The sequence below is a fragment of the Commensalibacter sp. Nvir genome (assembly GCF_963921845.1).
Lineage (GTDB): Bacteria > Pseudomonadota > Alphaproteobacteria > Acetobacterales > Acetobacteraceae > Commensalibacter.
In genome coordinates, this window is record NZ_CAWUGZ010000083.1 from 1 (window position 1) to 25,632 (window position 25,632).

16 protein-coding genes and 1 pseudogene are annotated in these 25,632 nt (G+C 39.6%); 15 read left to right on the plus strand and 2 right to left on the minus strand.

Annotation, left to right across the window (positions count from 1 at the left end; genetic code table 11):
• From AABE15_RS05665 to AABE15_RS05710, 10 genes and pseudogenes are all read left to right on the plus strand, one after another.
• Positions 1–869, plus strand: an 869-nt coding sequence (locus AABE15_RS05665) for a DeoR/GlpR family DNA-binding transcription regulator (protein WP_338330314.1), incomplete at its 5' end; no start/stop codon positions are given.
• Positions 866–2,005: an SIS domain-containing protein gene (locus AABE15_RS05670; RefSeq protein WP_338330315.1), complete on the plus strand. Its 1,140-nt coding sequence runs from the start codon at positions 866–868 to the stop codon at positions 2,003–2,005. The genes AABE15_RS05665 and AABE15_RS05670, both read left to right, overlap by 4 nt.
• The gene (locus AABE15_RS05675; protein WP_338330316.1) at positions 2,005–2,907 is read left to right on the plus strand and encodes an ROK family protein; all 903 of its coding nucleotides are present in this window, start codon (positions 2,005–2,007) and stop codon (positions 2,905–2,907) included. Before AABE15_RS05670 ends, AABE15_RS05675 begins: the two co-directional genes overlap by 1 nt.
• A gap of 15 nt (positions 2,908–2,922) precedes the next feature.
• The gene (locus AABE15_RS05680; RefSeq protein ID WP_338330317.1) at positions 2,923–4,179 is read left to right on the plus strand and encodes a class II D-tagatose-bisphosphate aldolase non-catalytic subunit; all 1,257 of its coding nucleotides are present in this window, start codon (positions 2,923–2,925) and stop codon (positions 4,177–4,179) included.
• A 9-nt stretch (positions 4,180–4,188) separates the two neighbouring features.
• Positions 4,189–5,400 (plus strand): N-acetylglucosamine-6-phosphate deacetylase, encoded by a 1,212-nt coding sequence (gene nagA, locus AABE15_RS05685; protein ID WP_338330318.1) that lies wholly within the window; start codon positions 4,189–4,191, stop codon positions 5,398–5,400.
• Positions 5,401–6,976: 1,576 nt separating this feature from the next.
• On the plus strand, positions 6,977–8,212 hold the full coding sequence (gene argJ / locus AABE15_RS05690; protein WP_338330319.1) for a bifunctional glutamate N-acetyltransferase/amino-acid acetyltransferase ArgJ: 1,236 nt from the start codon (positions 6,977–6,979) through the stop codon (positions 8,210–8,212).
• A gap of 27 nt (positions 8,213–8,239) precedes the next feature.
• A pseudogene (gene rlmN / locus AABE15_RS05695) lies at positions 8,240–9,434 on the plus strand (23S rRNA (adenine(2503)-C(2))-methyltransferase RlmN).
• A 123-nt stretch (positions 9,435–9,557) separates the two neighbouring features.
• Entirely contained in the window at positions 9,558–10,442 is an 885-nt protein-coding gene (locus AABE15_RS05700; protein ID WP_338330320.1) for a bestrophin family protein, read from the plus strand.
• Positions 10,443–10,517: 75 nt separating this feature from the next.
• Positions 10,518–11,105 carry a CarD family transcriptional regulator gene (locus AABE15_RS05705; protein WP_338330321.1) on the plus strand — a complete coding sequence of 196 codons (588 nt, stop codon included), beginning with the start codon at positions 10,518–10,520 and terminating at the stop codon, positions 11,103–11,105.
• Positions 11,106–11,959: 854 nt separating this feature from the next.
• Positions 11,960–13,570: a tetratricopeptide repeat-containing glycosyltransferase family protein gene (locus AABE15_RS05710; protein ID WP_338330322.1), complete on the plus strand. Its 1,611-nt coding sequence runs from the start codon at positions 11,960–11,962 to the stop codon at positions 13,568–13,570.
• On the opposite strand, the gene AABE15_RS05715 is transcribed toward AABE15_RS05710, so the two are convergent.
• The gene (locus AABE15_RS05715; RefSeq protein ID WP_338330323.1) at positions 13,560–17,828 is read right to left on the minus strand and encodes a translocation/assembly module TamB domain-containing protein; all 4,269 of its coding nucleotides are present in this window, start codon (positions 17,826–17,828) and stop codon (positions 13,560–13,562) included. The genes AABE15_RS05710 and AABE15_RS05715 overlap by 11 nt on opposite strands.
• 159 nt (positions 17,829–17,987) lie before the next feature.
• Entirely contained in the window at positions 17,988–20,105 is a 2,118-nt protein-coding gene (locus tag AABE15_RS05720) for a BamA/TamA family outer membrane protein (protein ID WP_338330324.1), read from the minus strand.
• 261 nt (positions 20,106–20,366) lie between these two features.
• On the opposite strand from AABE15_RS05720, the gene AABE15_RS05725 reads away from it, so the two are divergent.
• The 5 genes from AABE15_RS05725 to AABE15_RS05745 all read left to right on the plus strand — a co-directional run bounded on the left by AABE15_RS05725 (position 20,367) and on the right by AABE15_RS05745 (position 25,584).
• Positions 20,367–21,392, plus strand: a complete 1,026-nt coding sequence (locus AABE15_RS05725; protein ID WP_338330325.1) for a lysophospholipid acyltransferase family protein — start codon at positions 20,367–20,369, stop codon at positions 21,390–21,392.
• A gap of 268 nt (positions 21,393–21,660) precedes the next feature.
• On the plus strand, positions 21,661–23,028 hold the full coding sequence (gene miaB / locus AABE15_RS05730) for a tRNA (N6-isopentenyl adenosine(37)-C2)-methylthiotransferase MiaB (RefSeq protein WP_338330326.1): 1,368 nt from the start codon (positions 21,661–21,663) through the stop codon (positions 23,026–23,028).
• A 13-nt stretch (positions 23,029–23,041) separates the two neighbouring features.
• The gene (locus AABE15_RS05735) at positions 23,042–24,124 is read left to right on the plus strand and encodes a PhoH family protein (protein WP_408870256.1); all 1,083 of its coding nucleotides are present in this window, start codon (positions 23,042–23,044) and stop codon (positions 24,122–24,124) included.
• The gene (ybeY, locus tag AABE15_RS05740; protein WP_338330327.1) at positions 24,114–24,605 is read left to right on the plus strand and encodes an rRNA maturation RNase YbeY; all 492 of its coding nucleotides are present in this window, start codon (positions 24,114–24,116) and stop codon (positions 24,603–24,605) included. Before AABE15_RS05735 ends, ybeY begins: the two co-directional genes overlap by 11 nt.
• Positions 24,606–24,621: 16 nt before the next feature.
• Positions 24,622–25,584: a hemolysin family protein gene (locus AABE15_RS05745; RefSeq protein WP_338330328.1), complete on the plus strand. Its 963-nt coding sequence runs from the start codon at positions 24,622–24,624 to the stop codon at positions 25,582–25,584.
• The last annotated feature ends 48 nt before the right edge of the window (positions 25,585–25,632 follow it).

Sequence of the window (25,632 nt, forward strand, 5' to 3'; positions counted from 1 at the left end):
ATTTAGGATTGTTTATGTCGCTTATTACAACGATTCAATCGGATGAAATGCATTTAAGCAAATCCTTTCGGCGCATTGCCAACCTCATTTTAAAAGAACCACAGCTTTTTATGAGTAAAACAGTGCGGGAACTTTCTAGGATCGCTGGAGTTAGCGAGCCGACATTAATTCGCTTTTGCCGACATTATAAGTATAGCGGAGTACCAGAGTTTCGTATTGCCCTCGCTTTGTCGCAGGCTGCACACAGACCGATTGATGCCAACAGTTATTTTGAGCCGTCTGTAGAAGATAAAACCATTGTCAACCGTACAGCCAAACGTTCAATTGCAACCTATGCTGCTGATTTAGTTGAAGAAAATCAATCAATTATTCTTGATTCTGGCTCGACCACCTGGTTTATGGCTGAAGCCTTGTGCAATTACCCACCGCTTACCATTCTGACAACGGGGCTCAATATCGCACAGGTCTTGCGCAGTTCCCACCAACATACCATTATTCTTCCTGGTGGCACATTACGACCAGAATCTATGTCCTTGGGTGGACGAATGGTTGAAACTTCGCTCAGCACCATGCATTTCGACATTGCCTTTATCGGCAGCGACAGCATAGATCCTAAAATTGGACTTAGCACATTTAACGAAAATGAAGCCCATCAAACGTTAGCGATGATCCGTGCCAGTAAAAAAATTGTGGTTCTGGCTGATTCCAGCAAATTTAACACAGCCGCCTTACACAAGATCTGTTCTCTCGACCAAGTCGCGACCCTTATTTCAGATAATAATTTACCCTTAACAACCCAACACGCCATACGTGACGCAGGCGTTGAGCTTATCTGCGTTCCATTTTTGCCACAAGGAAAAACACTATGAGTCTTACCCAACCAATATCCAAAGCGAACCATTGCCTAACCATAAACGAAATTATGTCACAACCTTCGGTCTGGCGCAAATTTGCAGAACAAAATCTGCCGCAATGTGCTGAAATACGTTCGTGGATTAATGCGCGCAAGCCAAAAGAAATATGGCTCTGCGGTGCTGGAACATCCGCGTATATTGGACAGATTCTTTGTGGCTATTTTTCGCAACATAGCTCGATCCTATACCGTCATATCCCTACAACGGATTTGGTTTCAACACCCAATTTATACGTGCATCAATCTGCCCACATATTAGTTGTCTCTTTTGGTCGGAGCGGTAACAGTTCAGAATCCATAGCAGCCCTTGACTTGCTTGACAAATTCCTTCCCAAGGCTGACCGATTAAATATTACTTGCAACGCAAAAAGCGCACTAGCAACGCGTACGCATAGCGGAACAGGTCAACAACAAACACTTATTCTACCTGATAGTGCGCACGATCAGGGGTTTGCAATGACAGCCAGCTTTACCACCATGGTGCTTGCTGCCCTTGCCTGCTTTGATCCTCTTCACTCAAAAATGGCAAAGACAGCTATTATGCAACTGGCTGAACAAGGTGAAACCCTGCTTGACAAGCCGTTAACTAAATTAATTGATAGCAAGCTTGCCTCTTGCCCTGAGCGTGCTATTTTTCTTGGTTCTGGCAGCCTACTGGGCGTTGCACGCGAATCAGCTCTAAAGGTTTTAGAGTTGACAAAGGGGAAAATAGCAACCCTTTGGGAAAGCTCGCTTGGGTTTCGTCACGGACCAAAATCAATTATTAGTGATAAAACTATTATTTTTGCCAATCTATCGCTGAACCCCTATACACAATTGTATGATCTGGATATGATTAATGAATTAAAAACCCAATTTCCTGATATAACCCTTATTACACTAGGCTCAATTACGACAAAAGCTGATATCATTTTCAATCCCGTTTACAATGACTGTTGGAGCAGTGTCCTTTACGTTCTGACCCCTCAATTGGCTGCTGCTCATTGGGGATTAAAACTTGGTATTCACATCGACACCCCTTTTGCCGGCGGAGAGCTTAATCGCGTTGTTTCAGGTGTTAAAATTTACCCTTATGCTAATGAGGACAATTAATGTATGGTGGAATTGACCTTGGTGGTACGAAAATAGAAGCGTGCCTGCACGACAATAGCTTTAATGCGCTCGAACGACGACGTGTACCTACTCCCAGCACTTACCCTGAACTCCTTAAGGCCCTTAGCGATCAGGTTAAGTGGCTAGAGCAAGTATCTACCTATGTTGATTTACCCATAGGCATAGGTATTCCCGGCCTGATCGACGCCCATACGGGCCTTGCGTATGCGGTTAATTTGTGTGCCATGGGTAAGCCTTTGGCAAACGATTTAGCACAGCATATCGGCAAAACTGTGCCCATTGAAAATGACTGTAGATGCTTTGCGCTTTCTGAGGCCAATGGCGGTGCAGGCAGCCACAGCATCAGCACGTTTGGCTTAATAATCGGTACAGGTGTTGGCAGCGGACTATGCCTTAATGGTAAGCTTTATAATGGGTGGAGTGGCGGTTGTGGCGAAGTTGGTCATATGGGCATTCCTGCCCATATTGCATCAGCCTTTAACCTTCCTCTTTTTAAATGCGGTTGTTCACGAACAGGCTGTTATGAAGCCTATATCGGGGGTGCTGGTATTACACGTTTGGGACAATATTTATGCAATATTCCTTTCAATGGTAAAACTTTGGCCATAGCTCTTGCAGCCAAGGACCCGCAAGCGCAAAAAGTAATTGCAGCTTGGGCTGCTATTGCTGCTGAGCTAATACAAACCATACAAGTAACGTTCGATCCGGAATGCATTGTCCTTGGAGGCGGCTTGAGCCTTTTGCCCAATATTAATCAAATTATTACCGAAGCATTCAAACAGGTTAAGCTGACTTCAACACGAATGCCATTAATTACCATTGCACAATTTGGCGACAGCAGCGGTGTGCGCGGGGCGGCTATGCTAACAAATAAAATATAAACCTTGGAAAGATGTATGAAACGGCTATACGAGCTTATACAACTGAATGGATCGCACAAATCCAAAGCCGTTACATCAATAAATCTTTCAGGGTATAATGAACGAATGGCTTTCTTTCATCCTGGTGCACAAAAAAACAAATGGATGTCAATTAAAGTTATCACCCACCGAGTTAACCCGTTCAGCGCCTATAGTCGCACGGAACCTAATGGTTTTATCGCCTATGGCTTCACACTTTTTGACCAACCAAATCTGAAGCGTGCCCAAGTTTATTATGATGATTACTTAAGACTAAGAGCCTGTCATAATAAAAATATCAAAAACATGATCAAAAAAGTTAAGAAGGTGCCTAAGGCCTATGTTGACACGAACTTGAACAGCATTCATCTCGACTGTTTCGGAGCCTGTCAAAGAGAAGAAGCGCAAGGAAGAAATGCTTTTAAGGCTTTACCCGTTTGCGAATCAACAATAGTATGCAAGCGAGCTACTCACGATCCATCACCATTCAACTATGTTACGAGCGCGGAAGTATCGCGCGCTGATGGCACGAAAAATCCACATGATCAAGTAAGTATAGTCCCAGCACATACAACAAAAAATATCATAATTAGGCATAAACAATTCTTTGGAGACAAAGTGTTACAGGCAAGCTTTGAACAGAGGGTTGCACAACCAAGCTTACAATCTAACGTAGATTTTATTGGCCATATTGATTGCAATAGCTTAAGTGACCCTAAATATGCGCTCAGTCATGACCCCTTATGGGAATTTGATACTCATTTTACCCATTACCAAGATGGTAATATTTTTTTCCAATCAGCAAAACGTCTCTTTGCTCTTTTAAAAATCGGGTCTGCCCTGACGTTTGCTTATCGACGTGCCATTGACGCACTTTGTATGTTTTTAGGAGTTCAATTTTCCTACCTATCGCTGCAAAAAAGCATAAAGCAAATGATAGGAGTTATTCCATTTTATTGGCAATCCTATTACCATACAGCTAAATATAAAATCAAAACGTTGATGGCTTTCAGTTTCCGAGCTTGTATCCGTTCTCATTGGAATCAGCCCCAAACGGCCGTGACCGTGAAGGGTAATGAACAAGTTTTTAACCGTTACTCGTCGGAAAAGCGTAGTTTACACCAATATTTTAGGGAAGATATCTTTGCTCCTCTTAAAAAATTTATGTACGGTTACGATTACACCCAACAAATCTCTAGTAAGAACAGACACAAACTGCGCTTTTACCGTATCGAACCGTTGCCCCCACTATGAGGAAACATTATGCCAATAAAATACAGCTACAATACGCATGAATCTTGGTGGCTTAGCCCATCATCCCTCTTTGATGGCTATGTTTGGCAGCATGATATCGCTTTCAAAATTAGTCATGATACTATCACGACGATTGCACCCAAATGCACAATCCCGACCGATGACCCTATTATGACGACTGATCTTATAGCTTGTCCTGGTTATGTGGATCTGCAGGTTAATGGAGGTGGCGGTGTTATGTTTAATAATGAGCCTTCACCAGCAGGATTACAAACCATTGGCCGAGCCCATTTAAAATATGGTACAACCTCATTTCTTCCCACTTTTATTACTGATACCTCCGATAAGCTGGATCTAGCCGCTGATGCTGTTATAAAAACCATAGGTCAGCACGGTGTCATTGGTATGCATATTGAAGGTCCTCATATCAATATGCTACGCAAAGGTACTCATAATGGTGAGTTTATTCGCCCCTTTGATGAACGTACGCTGGCAACATTAGAGCGCCTGCGAACAAATAAGGTGCCGACCATGATAACCTTGGCCCCCGAATGTTTACCCGACTTTACGATCATTGCTCTACTTGTTGCCATGGGGGTTGTTGTTTCAGCCGGCCACACGGATGCCAATGGCGAGCAGATCCGTACGGCTCTTCATCAAGGGCTCTCATGCTTTACTCATCTTCATAATGCCATGACGCCAATGACATCACGTGAACCTGGTGTTGTTGGAATGGCTTTGGCCAGCCATGCATGGTGCGGTATAGTTTGCGACGGCTATCACGTATGTGATACAAGCCTTGCTGTTTCAATTCATGCCAAAGAAAAATCCCAACGCATGTTTATTGTGTCGGATGCCATGTCAACCGTTGGCGGGCCATCATCTTTCATCTTGTATGGTGAAGAAATTTTCGTAAAAGACGGTCGTCTTATTAACCGACAAGGCTCTTTAGCGGGTGCCCATATCACTATGGCACAATCCGTTCACCACCTTATCAGTCAACTTGGCCTTGCCCCCGGACAGGCCATTGCTATGGCAACATCAACGCCAGCAGATTTATTATCCGTAGCCAATACTAGAATAGGCAAAATAAGTATCGGTGGCAAAGCCAATATCGTTTTACTGAAAAAAGACTGGAGTATCGTACAAACGATCTGCAACGGGCAATATATTGATACAGAAAAAAATCCAAATTCCACCCCTAACATCTCGAACACTTAACAACAGTTAACATATTCTTCAGGTATTAAGTTTCATCAATGCCAATAAAGAGGTTTTGACAATAGTCAGACCCTTTAGAGGTGATAAATCCATTTTCTTTAGGCTAATTTAAAACCTCAAAACTATATCCATTTGAACTTAAAAATTATCTTTGTGTATTGAATAAAAAAGAAAAAAATCGTTGAAATAAAGGCAGTGTCGCAAATATTATTCATGAATGATGGTAACAAATTTTCAAGAAGATACGTTTCTTAAATTCTTAATCTGATTGTATTCGAAAACATTAGTGTTGCTGTGCATTTACTCCTAAATTAACTTATAAAAAGCGTTGCTCTATTTCCTAAAGTTTTTCTATTCATTAATTTTAAAAAACCAATTCTGAATCATACAAAATTATTGTATTCAACGATATGGCTGGATTTTTTAATCAGCAAGGGTAATGTTTACCATTTTGTAAAGTTTTTAGTTATCGCGCGTTAAAAAAGTAAATTCATGTTACGATAACCCAATTTTTCATACATAGTTTTTACATTAAATAGTGTTATTGTGAAATAACGTAAAATTTCATAGGCTTCATTGGATATAATTTTAGTTTTTTTAAACGATGCCATAAATTATTCTATGAAAATTTTTCTAATTTATAATGCTTTTGCCTAGGAATAAATTAAAGCTATTTGATTTTGAATGGATCAGACACCTATTAAGTTTGTTTTATTATTTAATTTCTAGTGCTACGTAACCTGTACTTTTTACCCCTCTTAGCCTTGCTTACATATAACGCAACTTAAGAAGTCTTTTACTGTTTTAAATATGATCTTTTTGATCAACTGAAGCGCGCAAAATGAACACCATCGTCTAAAATCACTAAGCCTTATACCCCTAGTGGGGGATAAGCCGATACATTTCATTGGTTATAAAATACGGATATTTATTTAAGTAAACTAGTTATTTCCCTTAATGCCTTAAATGCAACTGTGTTTGAGTCTAAAACAATAATCAATAGCTTCAGTTTGCCTCCTTTTCCTAGCAATTTTAGAAGGATTTAATTTAGGTTTTGCGAATGTTCGATCCTTATTCACACGTCAAAACTCATAAGACCATTATAATACAATCCCTGTGAGAAAAGATTTTAACCTAAGGCGGAATAATCTATTTATTTTTTAAATCAGAGCCTTCATTAAAAATCATGCAGAATGGGTAAATTTTGTCATTTTACCGTTAACGAGTTTCAACAACGCATTTAACTTTGAAATAATATATATTCAATCGAATATGCTCTAAACTCATCAAACGAACGATACCAAGAATTTCGAGTTTTGAAATTGGAATTAACTCTTTTAAATATTGTTTATTTTTCTTAACGTTCGATGGGATTAAGAAATAAGATAATTAAGTGTATGAAAAGCAATTGATCTTTTCTTACCACCTGTGATACTTGAAAACAAAACTCATAGTATTATTTGAAGTATAAATTCTGTGAACTCAAGACGATGTCTGTGTTAACACAATTTTCACGTTCGCTTACAACAAAGCGTTACTTTAGCCTTCACTAACAATTTTTTTGGATCCTTTTAAAATGAAAAAGCTTGCTTCTTCTCCTTTGGCTGAACCCTTGGCCAATTTACCCCCCCTCCGAGGTGTAAAGCTTGCATCCTTAGAAGTAGGGCTAAGGTACAGTGGAAGGCACGATGTAACACTTATGGAGTTTATTTCTGGTACAACGGTAGCAGGCGTGTTTACCAAAAATCAGTGTCCTGGAGTTCCGATTGATTGGTGTAAAACAATTTTACCTAAGGGTAAAGCAAGGGGTTTATTGGTTAACGCGGGCATAGCGAACGTATTTACAGGAAAAGCAGGATTGGAGGCTGTTCATAACTGTGCAGAGGCAACGTCTAAGATGCTGGATTGTGCCAAAGAAGAAATTTTTATTGCCTCTACAGGTGTCATTGGGGAACAACTCCCCTATAAAAAAATAATAGATAAGTTGCCTGTTTTATACGATCAACTTAACGAAAACTATTGGCCCCAGGCGGCAGAAGCGATTCTAACCACCGATACCTTCAGCAAAGGGGCTTATATTCAAACGAAAATAAACAATGAAACCGTTACAATACAAGGGATTGCAAAAGGGAGCGGTATGATTGCGCCAGATATGGCAACCATGCTTGCGTTTGTGGTTACCGATGCTAAATTACCTGCCACTGTTCTACAATCGCTCTTATCTGACAAAGTTAAAACAACATTCAACGCTATTACCGTCGATTCAGATACCTCGACGTCTGATACGTTACTTTTGTTTGCAACGGGTGCGGCTGGCAACGAATCTATATCTCATCCTGACGATGAAAAATTAATTGACTTTAAAAATGCTTTAGAAATCGTATTACGCAACCTGGCATTATTGGTGGTTAAAGATGGCGAGGGAGCAAGTAAATTAATTGAAATCACAGTTGAAGGCGCAGCAACCTGTGATTCTGCTTTCAAAATCGGCATGGCTATAGGAAATTCACCCTTGGTAAAAACGGCTATCACGGGTGAAGATGCAAATTGGGGCAGAGTTATCATGGCAGTAGGGAAAGCAGGAGAACCTGCAAACAGAGATACATTATCGGTCGCCATTGGAAATGTATGGGTTGCCAAAGAAGGAAGTGTACTCGAGAACTACAATAAACAAGCGGTTGAAGAACATATGAAACAAGATACGGTTCAAATAAAAGTAAATTTAAACCTTGGTTCAGGCACTTCACGAGTATGGAGCTGCAATCTCACCAAAGGGTATATTGACATCAATGGAAGTTATTTGCGCTCTTGATTTTATCCATTTCTGGTTCCAAATATTATGAATGGTAATGAAACCCCTTCCATACTTGAATCGCATTTTTCGGAAGAAGAAAAGCTTCGTGTGCTGGCAAAATCCGCCCAGTTTTCCCCTCCCTCATCGTTGCACCCCGATGGTCGTCATGAATTGGTGGGTTTAACCCGTCAAGAATTGCAAGAACTTTTAATAAGCATGGGTGAAAAATCTTTTAGAACAAAGCAATTGTGGCACTGGATTTACCATAAAGGGGTAACTGATTTTTCTTTAATGAGCTCAATCAGCAAATCTTTACAAAAAAAACTTTCGGAACGTTGTGTCATAAGCCGCCCTCATTTGGTTGTACAACAAACGTCACAGGATCAAACGCGAAAATTCCTTTTTCGCTTTCGTGATGGACAAGAAGCTGAAACCGTTTATATACCCGACCGCAGAGAAGATCGAGGGGCGGTATGCATCTCTTCACAAGTGGGTTGCACGTTATCGTGCCGCTTTTGCCATACAGGTACGCAACGCTTGGTTCGTAACCTTAGTTCTGCAGAAATTATTGGTCAATTTATGGCAGCGCGAGACAGCTATAACGAATGGCCCACGCCCACCACAGACAAACCCCGTTTGCTTTCCACCATTGTATTAATGGGCATGGGCGAACCTCTTTATAATTATGAAAATATTGCCAAAGCGATGCGCATTGCTATGGATGATGAAGGAATAGGCATTTCTAGGAGAAGGATCACCCTATCAACGTCTGGGGTGGTTCCTCTTATTGATCAATGTGGAAAAGATCTCGCGGTTAATTTGGCTATATCGCTTCATGCTGTTAACGACGATTTAAGGAACGAGTTGGTTCCTTTAAACAGAAAATATCCGTTAAAAACCGTTTTAGACGCTTGTCGACGCTATCCCAGCGCAAGTAATTCCCGAAGAATTACATTCGAATATATTATGTTAAAAGGTATAAACCGATAGTATAAACGATGCCAAAGAGTTAGTACGCTTGTTAAAAGGGATTCACGCCAAGGTTAATTTAATCCCCTTTAATCCTTGGCCAGGCAGTCAGTATATGCCTTCACCAATAGAGCAGGTTCAAAAATTCGCTGAGGTTGTTTTAAAAGCAGGTTATTCCTCCCCGATACGAACCCCTCGAGGAAAAGACATTCTAGCAGCCTGCGGACAGTTAAAAACTGAAAGTCAACGCCTTAAGCTAGGGAATGCGTAATATTCTTATATTTATTATGAATTCCTTGATTGTATACGTATTCTAAGTTTGTTTGTTCCAGTTGTATGCAACTATCTTTAAATTTAATCCCCCTACCGACGAACGCAATGATGAGCTAAATCAATGATTGTAAATCCCAAACGTGGCCTTCTATTAATTATAAAAGGCAGTTTAAAACCACTGATTATCTTATTTATATGGGACATGCTTGTTGTCATGACCTATAAATTATTTCATTATATGTGGTTTGATCAATCCACTTTACCAATCGCTTTGATTGGCTCTGTTCTCGTATTATTTATGAATTTTCGCAATAATGCCGCCTACAATCGTTGGTGGGAAGCACGCTCTCATTGGGGGCTTATTACCAATAATTGCCGGTCATTTTCTAGACAATGCATGACTATTCTTAATGCTCATCCTAATTTAACGCGTGCTATTGCGGGATATGCTTATGTATTGGCTTGCCATCTCAGAGGAAAAGATGCTCTAGAAAGCGATAATGTAAAAAGAATTTTGCCCCCTCCAATCCAAAAATATATCAAAGGTTTGCGCAACCAGCCCAATGGGGTCTTATTTCAAATTGGATTGATGGTGACCCAAGAAATAAGTACTAAAAAATACGTTGATGGGGCGCTTCATTCCCAAATTGACCGCATATTGTCCGATATAGCCAATGCGCAAGGTGCTTTAGAACGTATAAAAAACACACCCCTCACCATTCAATTTTCGGTATTACCCCGTTTTTTTACAGAAATTGTTTGTGTTATTTTACCCTTTTCCATGGTCGATACCCTGGGCTGGATGACGCCTTTGGGTTCAACGCTTGTTGGTTTTTTATTTATCGCTCTGGATAAAATTGGCAGCGAACTGCAAAATCCATTTGATAAAAGCCCTCATGCGTTGCCTATGTTGACCATGACCAGAAGTTTAGAGATTGATCTACTCGAACAAATTGGTGATCCCACTGGATCCCCCATTACGCCCATAGACGGTATACAGTGGTAATAAAAAATAATAAATTTCACTTTAACGTCATAAAATTTTCGTGACGTTTAATGAAAAATCTGATAGTGTTAAAGTATGAATATATTCCGAAATCCCCCTAAAGGCCGCATCACTGATGAAATGGCGCGCGCAGCTGTTGCCAAAACCGCTGCTCAACAAGTTAATCATAAATCTTCATTGCCTTTCCAAGAAGGCGATGCCATCGTTTATGCCGCGCACGGTGTTGGCCGCGTAGATAAAATCGGCACGGAAGAAGTCGCTGGAATGAAATTGGAAATGATACTTGTATCTTTTCCAGACAATCAAATGACATTACGAATTCCTCTATCCAAAGCGAAAAAAGCCGGCTTAAGAAAAATAGCTTCCAAAGAAATTGTCAGCAAGGCTTTAACGACTATAAAAGGGAAACCCCAAAGCGGCAAAGGCATGTGGGCTAGAAGAGCGGTTGTTTTTCAGGAAAAAATTAACTCTGGCGATCTTATACAAATTGCGGAAGTTTTAAGAGATTTACGCCGTAATGTTGACAGTTTAGAGGGCAGTTTTAGTGAACGAAAATTGTTTGAAGCAGCGCAAGAGCGCTATGTTGCAGAGGTCGCTGTCTTAGAAGCAAAAGATTCTTCTACTGTGCTCAGTGAACTTACAGAAGCTATGAAGTCGGCTTAATTTAACATCCCATATCGACTTATTATAGAGGATTAATTTTTCTTATAAAGTAGCCGACTAGAATTTTTCCTCTTCAACATATTTTTTACAGTGTGTGAACTGGTAAAAATTATGAATTGCTAATCACTATAATCTATTTTTGACACTTTATTGCCACTTAAGTTTATAATAACTCTGCCAACTTAAAAAATATAATAAACCAATCCTAATTCTTATTTTGTAATGCAGTCGCACGACTAAAAAGTAAAACCTACGCTGTGTAAAGCACAACCTAAAAAATTTTATATTGAATCAGAAATCACGACTTGCTTATTGTAGGATCGAAATCATGGTATAAAATTTAGCATTATTTCAGAATATTATCTTCACATTTCTTAAAAAAATAACTTTTATTACCCCCAAGACCGTGTAAAATTATTTTTTCAATATTACAAAATAAAGTTAAACTTGATATATATATTGCAAATGCAGCGATTTACATTATGAAACTTATTTGTAATACATGACGCTAGAGACGTCCATCAAAACTCATTAAAAGATACATTAAGCGTAAATAATCTAAAAAAACGATCTTACTTTTTATCTTTTTATGAGTACCTCAAAAGCTCTATCATAAGACTGTACGAAAGTATTTTATTTAAGATTAATATTGAAATACTACTTATTAAATCGAATAGGAGAATTTTTAATGATCAAAAATTTTGAGAAACACTCTACGTAGTATTTATATCAAAACATGCCGCAATCACACTGTCATCAAAATAGAGTTGAATTATGGTTATACTCTAGACCGTTTGATAAATTGCTTCTTAATAAACCTAGGCTTAATTTATATATTTATTAAAGGCCAATAAATGCCAGATGCAAAAACGGAAATTAGTCTTGAATATGTTGAAGCTCTGTTCCATTCAGGAAGATTTTCTGATGCTTATAAACATTTGATCATAAGCCAAGAGGAACAAGCAGATCATGATTTTTCATTACTTTTAGGAATCGCTGCTTGTGGATTAGGTAAATTTAAACAGGCAGCCCATTTTTTTTGTACTACACAAAAACATCATCATGACGCGGAACAACACGCTTGTTCCGAGATGGAGCGTTATCTTACCTCAGGGGTTCTAACTTATGAAATGATTATCAAGGTTATTGATGAGGCTTTGTTGCTTACACCGCATGATAAATTACTCCATGCATGTTACGCCACTATACTTCAACATGCGGGCCATCCAACAAAAGCGATTCATCATTTAAAACGGTATATAGGTGAAAATAAACCGGATGTTTTTTTATGTAATCTCTTAGCCACATTTCTATTGGAAGCAGGGAAATACGCAATTGCTATGAAAATTTTTAGCCATTGTGAAAAAGCATTCGGTGGAAATTTTGTTTTATATACGAATATAGCCACTTTATACCATATACAAAACCAATTTGAACACGCTTTACGCTACTATCGCAAAGCAATTCAGCTTCAACCCTATTACGCTAAATTGAGAGTCAACTACTCACTGTGCCTTTTAAAAGCAGGTTTTTTTCATCAAGGATGGATAGAACATGAATGGCGATTAAATACCCCAAATCATACGTCACTTTCCAAAAAAACTCTTTTGCCAACTTTAACGTCTACTATTGAATTAAAAGATAAGAAAATTTTGCTTACTCAAGAAGGGGGCTTAGGAGATACATTAATGTATTTGAGGTTTGTGGCTCTACTGGTAGAGTTTGGTGCGGATGTAGAGTTATGGGTACCAGAAAGCATCAAAGGTCTGTGTCAACGGCTGCAGTGCCATCCTAAGGTAAGAGTCGGTGGGGATAACGTTCCCGATTTCGATTGGCATTGCCCTTTTATAAGCCTTCCGCGCGCGTTGAATATTGACCCAAATCAATTTAAAAAAGCTATTCCTTATCTGTTTGCTGACCCCCAAAAAGTAGAAAAATGGAAAAACAAATTACCGAAAACCGATTTATTAAAAATAGGAATTGCGTGGAAAGGTTCAGAACACCGCAATGACATTACAGCCATGCTGATCAATAAAAAAAAATCAATTCCTTTGTCAAAATTTTCTTCGTTAATTGAAAACGTAAAAAATGCACAGTTTATAAGTCTTCAGTCACACTATAATGATCCATCTGATCGTGAACTTTTAGGCCAATTTAATATTTTTAATCCTATAGATGATATTGAAACTATGGATGATACCGCAGCTATTATCGCCAACCTTGACGTCGTGATTACCGTTGATACGTCCATCGTCCATCTTGCTGGTGCTATGGGACATCCGGTTATTTTAATGGATCGTTTTGATAATTGTTGGCGGTGGGGAGGCGATTCAAAAGTAAATCCTTGGTATTCTACCGTACACATCATACGACAAACCCAGCTCAATATTTGGCAAGATGTATTGGACAAAACTGCCCACACACTAAACCGTTTCATTGCTAAACGCTATCCGCTTAATAATTAAATTGATAGAGTAGCCCAATACTACTTCCAGGATCGTTGTCCGGGGTTACAAAACGTGAGTTATCGTGACCTGCCCCTACCGTCGCCGTAGCCTTGAGATGTTTAGTAATATCGATCTGTGCTTCTGCCTGCGTCCCTGCATTTCCTGTGGATTGCTTGGCCCCGAGATAAAACCCCTTTGTGATATATTTTCCTGCGGATACACTGGTACCCGAACTAGAGCCATCTTCTTTGGTTTTACCTGCACTGCCAATGGATAAACGATCAAGTCCCAGCGTTTTCCGAACAGAACCAATAGGATCAAATCCAGATCCTTGCCCTCCAAGAGTCGCCAAAGCTACACCAATTTCGGCCATTTGTGTCGCGGAGAGACTTTGTGAATCAACACCAAACAACAACATGGACAAAATTCTATCCTGTGAAATAGGGGGAGAAGACGTTAACTCGATTTTCGGTGAGCTTGCATAGCCTATAATTTTTAATGTAGGCGTATACCCATCCACAGAACGTTTTACCTCAAAATCAAGGGTAGGGTCTATTTTATGATCAACACTCGACCCATTAAAACCAATTACCCCACGAGTAAACGACAAAGAAATTCCTCCCAAATCGATCCGACCGTTCCGCATTGCAAAACCACCACTAATTTGCGGGGCTTGAGCGGTTCCATTAATGGTTAAAGATCCAGCCATGTTGCTAAAGAGACCAAACCCTCTTACGATGATAGGGCCCGCCGATTGTAACGTTAGATTCAATCCAATTTCTGGTTCCATTGCGTTGGATTGAACCACGACAGGCACTTTACTATCCGGACGAACGACTTTGATTACCACCACTGAGCGCGAGACAGATCGAGGGATATTAATATCTGCACGTTTAATCTTTATATCCCCTTGAACCTTGAGCTTGCTTTTAGCTAAACCTTTTATTGAAATATCACTATCTAATACTGCCGTCAGCAAATCACTGGATAACGGTTTGGCATTTCTCATCGAAAACATTAAATCAATCGGTATATTGTTTTGCAAAATCCCTATTTGACCCGAAGCGTGTAAAGTACCTTCTCCTGCGCGGGCATCAAACGATTGAAGGGTGAGCCTATCCCCCATACCCATCACGGAACCGTTAATCGCATTAATATTTATTCCTTGAGCAAAATCCCGAAAACTGCCATGCTCCAAAGACAGATTTCCCCTCAAAATAGGCCGCTGAAAAGTACCCGTAACTTGCATAGCTAGAGTGATCATCCCTTTTGCTTGCTGGGCATACGCCCCTAGCAAGGCATTTGCGAGAGAAACATCCAAAAAACCTTTTGTTTGTAAGGAAAATTGCTCATTAGGATTTAACGGCACTTTGCCTTGAACCACGGCTTTTATTTTTTTTCCAGCAATCAATTGAGCATTTACTTGTGCCCTATTGTTTTCAAGCGTAGCGGATGCATTTAATTCTGCAGGAGGGATAAAATTGGTATTTTCGGATACCCACGCCAATTGATGACCATTTATTTTGATCGTGCCGGTCGGTTTTTCCAACTGACCATGCAGATCCGCCTGTGCATTCACCACGCCACGAGCCTTAAAATCGGTCATTAAAGGCGTGATAAGGTCAGGTGTTAAATTTTTCAATGCAACGTTAAAATTTAAGTCAGGTTTTATCTGCCCTTGAGCCTCAATAAAAGCTGGAGATGCTTTGTTCGAAGTAAGCGACACTCTAAACCGATCAAGTGCCACTTTCTGCCCGAAACTTAGCAAGGCAGGGGAAAGCAAACGAATATTCTGTTTGTCGATTGAAGCGATAAAATGTTGTAAAATTAGCTTTTTCTCAATTAAATTCAGCAGCAAAGCCACATCCATCGTACTATGAGACGAACCTATGTTAGAGAAATTGCCTTGAAGATTTAATTTTAATTGGTCAAAGCTTCCGTTTGCATTAGCGATCAACCCGCCTTTAATTTTAGGGACTTGTATTGAATTTACCCGCAACTGAACCCTAATCCTTGGCTTTTCAAGGGGATCTTCTATAGAACCTTTTAAAGAAAGGCCCGATAAATTTATGGAGGAAGCCTTTATAGCGCCCTCTGCATTAATCAAAACACTTGAATGAGTTTCAACTGGTGAGGAAAGTTCAAGCTTCATAAAACCCGAAAACTTTTGGCGTAATAGTAGATTGAAATCAGACAAATTGGCAATTTCAAGTTTTACTTTACCCATAGGCAAATATGTTTTTTGGGACAAAACCACATCCGCACTGGCTCCCAAACTTCTCCATTTTAACTGTGGAAGTTTTAAAAACCACGTATTGGCTTGATTATTTAAGCCGGCTTCACCCCGAAAATAAATAGGAGCATTATCTAAGCTACCCTTAAGAAATAGATTCACTTTAGGCTCTGTAACCAGATGCGTCGCATCGATTGATACATTGATTTGGCTTGGTCTGAGTTGATAGCCGTTTCCTTTTATCCCCTGCAGTTGTGTATCGAGCTGCAAATGGGCTTGGGGGTCGCTCATCGAACCTAAGACATGAAACTGGGTCGATAAATTTCCTTTTAAAAAGGGTTGCACAGCGGAAAGTTGGTCAATCGAAAGTTTAACCACACCATTCACTTGGTCATGAACAAGCTGTCCCGTACCGTTAACGGCCAAATGCTGACCTTTTATGTTAAGTTGATGAATCAAATATTGTTTGCGATCACCCAGTATCACTTGTGCGTTTAACGCTAGGGTTCCAGTATCACCAATCAATTGTGCAAATATGGGTTCCCCACCAATAAGATGAATAGGACCATCTACAGACACATCAATAGGTTGGTACGACCAATCATTTGATGATAACCGTATGGTTTGGCGTAACGATCCTTCTACCTTTACCCCAGCCAAAGCGCCTAGGGGCCGAAGCTGCGGTATAGTTAAGAAAAATTGACCTTTCATATCTGGCTGGCTTTTTAAAGCCCCTTGCAATGATATAAGTTTGTTGTCAACACTTAATTCCAAAGAGGAAGCACCGGATTTTAATTGATATTGAGCGTGCAACTGTATAGGGTTCGCCTTTAAAATTCCATTAGGATCGCTGGGTATCTGTAAACCCTCTGCTTGAGCTTGAAATGAAATTTCTTTTGCACGGCTTACGTTTGTTTTTCCTTGAAATGTTGATTTTTGGCTACCTTTGAATTGCATCACAAGCCTCTCAAGTCCACTCGAGCCAAATTGCAATCCTTTTAATTCAAAGCGGCCTTCTCCTTCTGGCGCTTGTAAATTTCCATAAAGCTTCGAATCCAAATTCCAACTTGACCAAGAGATCTGTGGAAGTAGGTGTAAGGCAGATGAATTGCCCTTTGCAATAAGATTGCCTTTGTACTGCAAAAAATCTACCAAACCGTTAATATTTAAAAATATACCCTGCCCTGATAGTCGTGAACACAGCGATACACTATCAAACGGTCCATGAGCAGAAAACGCCAACTCAATGGGCAATAATTGGTTTGAGGCCAGCAACCGTTCGAGAACACCTTGTTTTTGAGGATATGAATTGAATTTTAAAAACGCTTGATTGATCTGATTTTGGGTTACGTTAGCATCCACATCCAGCCGACTTGCAGCGTTACGTTCCCAAAGATGCAAAGACAATTCTGTGTTCGATACATCTTTAATCGATTTGAATTGTGCAGCTCTTAGAACATCCTGAATCTTAACCTTCCCCCTCAACGACAAATGAAGATCAACGGGAGATACAGACGGTTCAATATCTAAATTTTCGATGATAATTGTATTAAATTGGGCAGAAATTTTAAACTTTGGTAAAGCAGACGATGTGGAATGTTCATTACTTGAGGGAGGCAAGTGAGCCAATTTAAGATGTTGAAGGTAAAAAGAATCTATATAAATCTTTTTTCTAAATATAGAGGCCGCTGACCAATCCAATTTAATATTTTCCAACGTCAACCAATTTCCAAGAGTGGGCTCTCTAAATGTTATTGAAGCAACCGCTAAATGATTAGGGAAAGAACCTCTTATTCCTTTTACTATAATACGCTGGTTGGTTATCTTTCCTATTTGTTGGGCAACGAAACATTGACCCTTGTGGGTATTGAGAACGACAAAAACGGTCATAAGCAAGACAACCAAAACACTGATCAAACTGCCTGTAATTAAAAATAACCACCATAACACACGATGCCGAATGCGCCATTTCATGGTTTTTTTAGTTTTTGGAGATATTTTATCTCGTGGAGTTTTAGCCTTATCATTCATATGAAGGTTCATTTAATCCTCTGCCCACCCATAGAAATGTACTTATACCCAACAATTTTTTATCCAATTTCAGATAACTCGAAAAAAAATACAGAATTGCATACGCCATTTTTTTCGAAGACATCCCCATTTTAAAGATAGGATTTAATCTCTGCCGAATTGAAGGAACGATCAAAACGTTTCCCCTAAACTTATGTAAACTTCAAATCTATCCCCTCGTGGAGGTCTATTGACAGGTAACGCAACATCTACCCTTACCGGTCCCAAAGGCGTGTAGTATTTAACACCCCCACCCGCACCAATTCTTAATGTCCCTTCAAAAGGCATGGAATTTTCACTAACCTGACCGGCGTCAACAAAGGCTTGAGCACCAAATTGATTATATATTCTTTGCCTATATTCTATAGTCCCCGCATCCATAGCCTTGCCACCCACCGCATATTTCGTACCGGGAAATTGTGGCCCCACCCCTTGATAACGAAACCCTCTTACGGTGGAAGTGCCACCCGCGTAAAGCCGTTGATCGGGCGGAAGATTCATACGTGAGGCCCCTTGAATACTTCCAATAGTTCCGCGAAAAGCAAAGACGCTGCGACCAGGGTTGGTCAAACCCAGATTAGCTAGATCAAAATACGTTGAGCCCGTACCTTGTAAAATACCAAAAAAAACAGCCCCGTCCCCAAAAGAACCTGTAGGCGTTGCCGATAGTGAAGCTTTGAGCCCTTTTGTTGGTGACATCAAAGAATTCGTTAATCCTGTACTATCATAATTTACTCCTAAAGGTATATTAATCATGGAATACGAATTGACTTGATCCATTTGACGGATATGTTCTTGAATGGCTCCTAAGAAAGCAAATATACTCCACCGTTGATTTAACTGACGGTCAATACCGGCTTTAACCAATAGGGCTGTCTGATCATAAGAATATAAATTCTGTTTTACGGCTTCGATCCGAGCATTAAAATTTTGATTTTTTCTTTTAAAATCTGGTTTTGTGAAATCCGCATAAACATCGTATCCTAATCCTCTTTGTGCGGAACCACCCAACCCCGTAGATAATGCCACCAACTTTAATTGTTCGGCGTTACCAAAGAGATTATTATGGGTCCAGCGCACCCCTACTCGTCCACCTAAATCCGTTGAATAGCCGGTTTCAAAACTAAAGGTACGACGTTTTACCTCTTTAAAAATTAATTCAATAGGTAATCTGCCCTGATCATCCACCGTTGACCCCGAACGGGCATCAATACTTGAAAATACCGATAAATTAGAAAGATCTTGCCGGGCTGCTTCAATCTTAGACGGCTGGTAAAGCTGTCCTTCTTTCAAAGCCAATCGCTTACGAATGAATGAAGAATGCACTTTATCAAGCCCTTTTAATTGAATTTTTCCTAAATTGAGAACAGGACCTGCATCGACAGAAAGAACAATATCCAAAGTTTTACTTTCTGGCCTTAAATACCCTACGGGTTCGCCTACTTTGGCTAATGCATGACCGCCTTCCCTAAGGGCATCGAGCAAACGATTTTTGGCTGCAACTATATCTGCAGCACTGGCAATTTGACCCGATGTTAAGTTGAATGCCTTCATTTGATTATCAGTGAGAGCTATTGTATTTATATGATTTTTTAGTGTCTTTGAAGGCAAATAAGGATACACGTCCTCTGAATGTGCTGTGGATTGAGAATTTTCGTTTTGATCTTGAGTCATCAAACGCGTAAAATGTATTGCACCAATTCGGTATTGCGTCCCTTTTACGATCTTGATAACAATTTTCACAGGTTGTCCACTAGGGATAGCTTTTATAAACCCGGGCAATTCAGCATCATTACCGTTCATAACCATTGGGACCATTCGCGACAAGGGCCCCACTTGATTGTATTCAACATTAGTGCCTTCTTGAAACGTCTCTGAAGATTGCGGACGATGCAATTGAATGGTAATAACCGCATCATAATACCCAAAACTATCCATAGCCTCTTTTAATCGTTTGTAATCGTTTTTAATACGACCTGCCAATGCAAAGGCACCCACAGCTCCGGTTTTTTTTAAAGAAACAAGATTGGAAACACTGGAAAGTGTTTTATCAATCGTTGAATTTCCTGTGGGTTCAATAGTTACTGTATAGGTTTGTGGATCGGCAGCAAAACCCGTATCATAACAACATAAAACCGTTATATACGCTGCACAAAATACCTTTAATAACGTTATAAACGACTGGGAATTGTGAAATTTCAGGTTGTTAATGCGTTTGATCCTGTTGAACAACAAATTACTTACCCTCATTCAATTGCCATCGGCGAACCCGTCAACAAGTACCTATCAAAGGCTACCAAACGCCAAGCTACTAAAGGAAATATATTTTAATGTCAAAACTTTAATCCTGCTCACAGTGCCTAATTTTTAATGTTAGGCTTGACAAAATTTGATACAAACAGAAATAAACGACACTTCTTGCAGACTTTGTAGAATTATTATAAAATAACACATGACAGTAAAATACGTATGTATATCCCTAATAATTTCGTAGAGGATAGTGTAAAAGTTTTGAAAAAGTCTATCCAAGGTCGTTTTATTTCAAATAAAATATATAATTTTTTCAATACAGATGCACAAAATACACAATCCAAGATTTTTTCTAAAAAAAGACAATTCAACAAAATTAATTTGTCTTTAGACATTATAGATTATCCACCTTTATTCCCAAAATTAAGTTTTTTGTTTAGAAAAATTAGAGCAATACGGAAAATTGCAAGTATTTTAGCTTGGACAATAATGGCTATGCCTGTGCAAATTGTTCTTTTGAAACTACCAGGCAAGGGTAAAAAAACATTCGTTTGTTTTTTTTGGCGTAACGTGTGTAGATTGTTAGGGGTAAAATTGACGTTTTATGGTACGATATTATCCACATGCTCACAACAGAGCACCCTACAAAATAGACCCGTATTGTATGTGGTAAATCATACGTCGTGGCTGGATATCCCCACCATCGGTGGCTTAGCAACGGGCTGTTTTGTTGCCAAAGAAGAGGTTGGAACTTGGCCCCTCATAAGTATTTTATGCAAATTAGGCAGAGTGATTTTTGTTAGTAGGCAAAAAAAATCCACTGCTAAAGAACATTTGATCATGACACAACGCTTACAAAACGGCGATAGTCTTATTTTATTTCCTGAGGGGACGTCTTCAAACGGTTCCCATTTATTGCCGTTCATGTCTTCTTTTTTTGTGTTGGCAAAACCTCTGAAAAAAAACATGTCCACTTATCCAACGCCTATAATTCAACCTATATCAATCGTATACGATCGTCTGGGTATGCTTCCTGTTAATCGACTCCAGCGTCCCGTTTGTTCTTGGTATGGCGATATGGAGCTTGCCCCTCACCTTTGGGAATTTTGCCAATGGTCTGATTTGCACGCTTCAATTGTTTTTCATGACCCTCTGTATCCAGAACATTTTACGAACCGAAAAGAACTTGCACAAAAAACTTGGGAGGTTATTGCGCATGGAACTTCCACGCTCCGACAGCGCAGACCCGATAAATTAACTGAAAAACTAACCAAGAATATACATTGATGATGATATAAATCCGATACGCTTCATTTACCTATGTATCAATCAACAAGGGTTTTAAAAGAATGGTTCAACATGGAAAGAAAAGTCAAAAAGGTTTCAATTCAATACGACCATCAAATAATAAAACTTTGTCCTTTTAACCAAAATAGTTCACTTTGCGTACTCACATACGATATATTTGTGGAAAAAAACCTTGTAAGCACCTATTTAATTAAATAAAAACAAAACGCTATCTCATTTTTCCATTATCGCATAGGCTAACCCGTTTATGGCTGCCATACATCCTGTATTTAATCATTCTACCCCAACCCGACAACTTCATATTATCACATGGGGATGTCAAATGAACGTTTACGATAGCAATCGCATGATCGATTTGCTGCGTCCTTTGGGGTATAGCGTTACCCCCAAAGCAGAGAATGCAGACGTGTTAATATTAAATACTTGTCATATACGAGACAAAGCCACGGAAAAAGTCTTTTCTGAATTAGGCAGACTAAAACTTATCAAAGAACTGCGACTTCAAAACGGTTACTCGACCCTCATAGCGGTCGCGGGGTGTGTTGCCCAAGCAGAAGGTAAAATTATCTTAGAAAGAGCCCCTTACGTTGATATCATTTTAGGGCCACAAACCTACCATAAACTTCCGAAAATGATATTGGAAAGTTCAAAAAAATCGGGCAATATTATTGAAATTGACTTTCCAGTTGAGAGTAAATTTGATTTTTTACCTTCTACCAGTGAAGCACCCGGTCAATCCGCCTTTTTAACCATTCAAGAAGGATGCGATAAGTTTTGCTCGTATTGTGTTGTCCCCTACACCAGAGGGGCCGAAGAGAGCAGACCAGTGCAAGCCATTTTAGACGAAGCCAAGCATTTATGCCAATTAGGGGTCAAAGAAATCACCCTTTTGGGTCAAAATGTAAATGCCTATCATGGTGAAGGACCTCAAGGAAGCACTTGGAATTTGGCTAAATTAATAGAAAAATTATCTTTAATTCCCAATCTGTTACGCATTCGCTATACGACTTCTCATCCTAAAGATATGGAAGATTCACTGATTGAAGCCCATAGAGATTTACCGACCCTTATGCCTTTTGTTCATTTGCCTGTACAATCAGGTTCTGATAAAATATTGAAAGCTATGAATCGAGGGCATACTTCTGATGACTATCGCCGTTTGATCGATAAGCTTAAGCGTCATAAGCCTGATATCGCTTTGTCATCGGATTTTATTGTCGGTCACCCTGGTGAGTCGGTCCCTGATTTTCAAGCAACGATTAAATTGATTGAAGATATTAAATTTGCTCAATCTTTTTCGTTCAAATACTCGCCCAGACCCGGGACAACAGCAGCTCTTTCTAAAAATCAAATCTCAGAAACTGAAAAAGATTCCCGATTGAAAGAGTTGCAAGCCCTCCTTAACGATCAACAAACGCAATTCAATCAACAAACAATTCATAAAACCCTTCCTGTGTTATTTACGCATCGTGGCAGAAAACCAAAGCAAATTGTAGGCAAATCTCCCTTTTTACAAGCTGTGCATATTACGACCGATCAAAACCTTATTGGACAAGAAAAAAATGTGCGTATTGACGAATGTTTAACGTTTTCTCTATCCGGTTCATTAGTGTAAGGAAAATTAACTTTTGAATACAAGACCTCGTTTATCCCCCCATGTGGTTACAGAAGAAGCATTAGATTCAGATACATTAAAGCTAACCTTACGATTTAATAACAATCAATACCTCGCACAACTTATGGGTGTACACGATCGTTACTTGGTGCAAATTGAAAAAGAGTTAGGCATCCAACTTGGAAGTCGAGGGAACATCGTTGTTATTGAAGGAGGTGTTCAGGCGGTCGAACTTGCCAAAACTGTATTGACAACGCTTTACAATCAAATTGGGCACGAACAACCCATCAACTCAACAATGGTAAGCACGGTTATTCGTATGATACGCGAAGGTATTTTGCCTAACGTGTTCGAAGAAGAGCCCCACCCCACGGTATCTCCTTCCCCCAATCATCATCTTCCAAGTATTTCTACAAGAAAAGGATTAATTACAGCGCGAACCGCAGGACAAGCAGAATACCTTAACCTTCTGGCTAAAGAAGAATTGGTTTTCAGCATAGGGCCTGCTGGAACAGGTAAAACGTTTTTAGCCGTAGCGCAAGCGGTGTCTTTATTACTTTCTGGCCAAGTCGATCGCATTATTCTATCAAGACCAGCGGTAGAAGCAGGCGAAAGATTAGGTTTTTTACCCGGAGATATGAAAGACAAAATTGACCCGTATTTACGTCCCCTCTACGATGCTTTGCACAATACCTTACCTGGAGACCAATTGATTAAACGGTTGACGAATGGCGAAATCGAAGTAGCCCCCTTAGCCTTTATGAGAGGAAGAACCCTTGAACACGCTTATGTTATTCTTGATGAGGCACAAAACACAACCTGTGCCCAAATGAAAATGTTTCTAACACGCTTGGGCCCAGGTTCAAAAATGGTCATTACCGGCGATCTGACTCAGATAGACCTTCCCTCTTCCATTAAATCAGGCTTACAGGATGCGGTTGAAATATTGGAACATGTTAAAGGAATAAAAATTATGCGCTTTACCGCGCACGATGTCGTCAGGCATCCTTTGGTAAGTCGTATTGTGCGGGCTTACGATCAAGAAAATAAACTAAATCGTAAAGCCGATACACCTCAATGGGTAAATGCACGATAACCTCATGATACTATCGACACGCTACCAAACACGTCTTTACCTTTTAGAAAAAATAAGTATCCAAGACGCGCGCTGGCATAAATTTTTACCTAAATTGTTTCCTTATTTAGAACGTATACACGAAACTTTATTCATTAATGAGAATATTTGTTTAAGCTTTAACAATGATCAAGCTGTGAAGCGGTTAAATTACGAATTTAGAGGAAAAAATAAAGCAACCAATGTATTAACATTTGAATTAACCCACTGCCCAACACAATTCGGTGGCGATATTGTTTTCGCTTTACAAACGATAAAAAAGGAAGCAAAATTAGCCAAAAGGCCGGTTATTCATCACTTATCTCACTTAATTATCCATGGACTTCTTCATTTACAAGGTTTTGATCACATTTGTGTTAACGATGCCAGAATAATGGAGAGGAAAGAAGCATCGATTTTACACAAAATCGGCATACCCAATCCATGGAAAACTCTTTTATAATACGGAGTAACTGACCATGCCTTCTGCGCAGGTTGCACCCGATAACGCGTTACCGGAACACCCGCAACCCTCACAGTTAAAATTAAAAGGATTACGATCTATTTTTAATAAACTGTCTCACAAAAACCGCTGCTCAAACCTTAGAAAATCTATTGAAAATTTAGTGGTGGAAAAAAACAAAAATAATTTGGTTTCAGGCGAACACCTTGCCGAAGAGCTCACCACTCATGAAAAGCTCTTAATTACCAATATTTTAAAATTAAGGGGAAAGACCGCTGACGACGTTATGTTACCGAGAGCCGATGTGTTTGCGATTTCTGACGATATTTGTTTTGAAAAAGCCCTAGAAATTATGCGGCATGAAAATCATTCAAGAGTACCCGTATATCATGAGCAACTGGATAATATTGTTGGCATGTTGCATGTCAAGGATTTGGTCGCTTATATAGGTCGAAGTGACCAATTTAATCTCAATGATGTGTTGCGACAGCCTTTATTTGTTGCCCCACAAATACCCGTGTTAGATCTTTTATTGCAAATGCGCTCTCAGCAGATTCATCTTGGCTTAGTCATTGATGAATATGGCAGCGTGGACGGCCTTGTTACTATCGAAGATTTAGTCGAAACGATTGTAGGCGATATCGCTGACGAACATGATGATCCTAAAGTACAAATGATTGTACAAAAGGATCCTTACACCTTTGATCTAGACGCCAGAATGCCTTTGGAAGATCTTGAAAACCAAGTCGGTACTTTTCTAAGTGCAGAAGAACGCAATTCCGACATAGATACTATTGGCGGATTAGTTTTCTTAATGGCAGAGCACATACCCACCAAAGGAGAGGTATTCAATCACGCCTCAGGGCTTGTATTTAGGGTTCTTGACGCAGATCCTAGGCACATAAAACGCCTACGTTTGCAAGTGCCAAAAATTCGCCAAGAAAATGAAACTGAATTCAATATTCAACAAAAAAACTAAAACCAAGCCAATGGACGCGTCTTAATACCCTCCTTAAATAACCTGTTC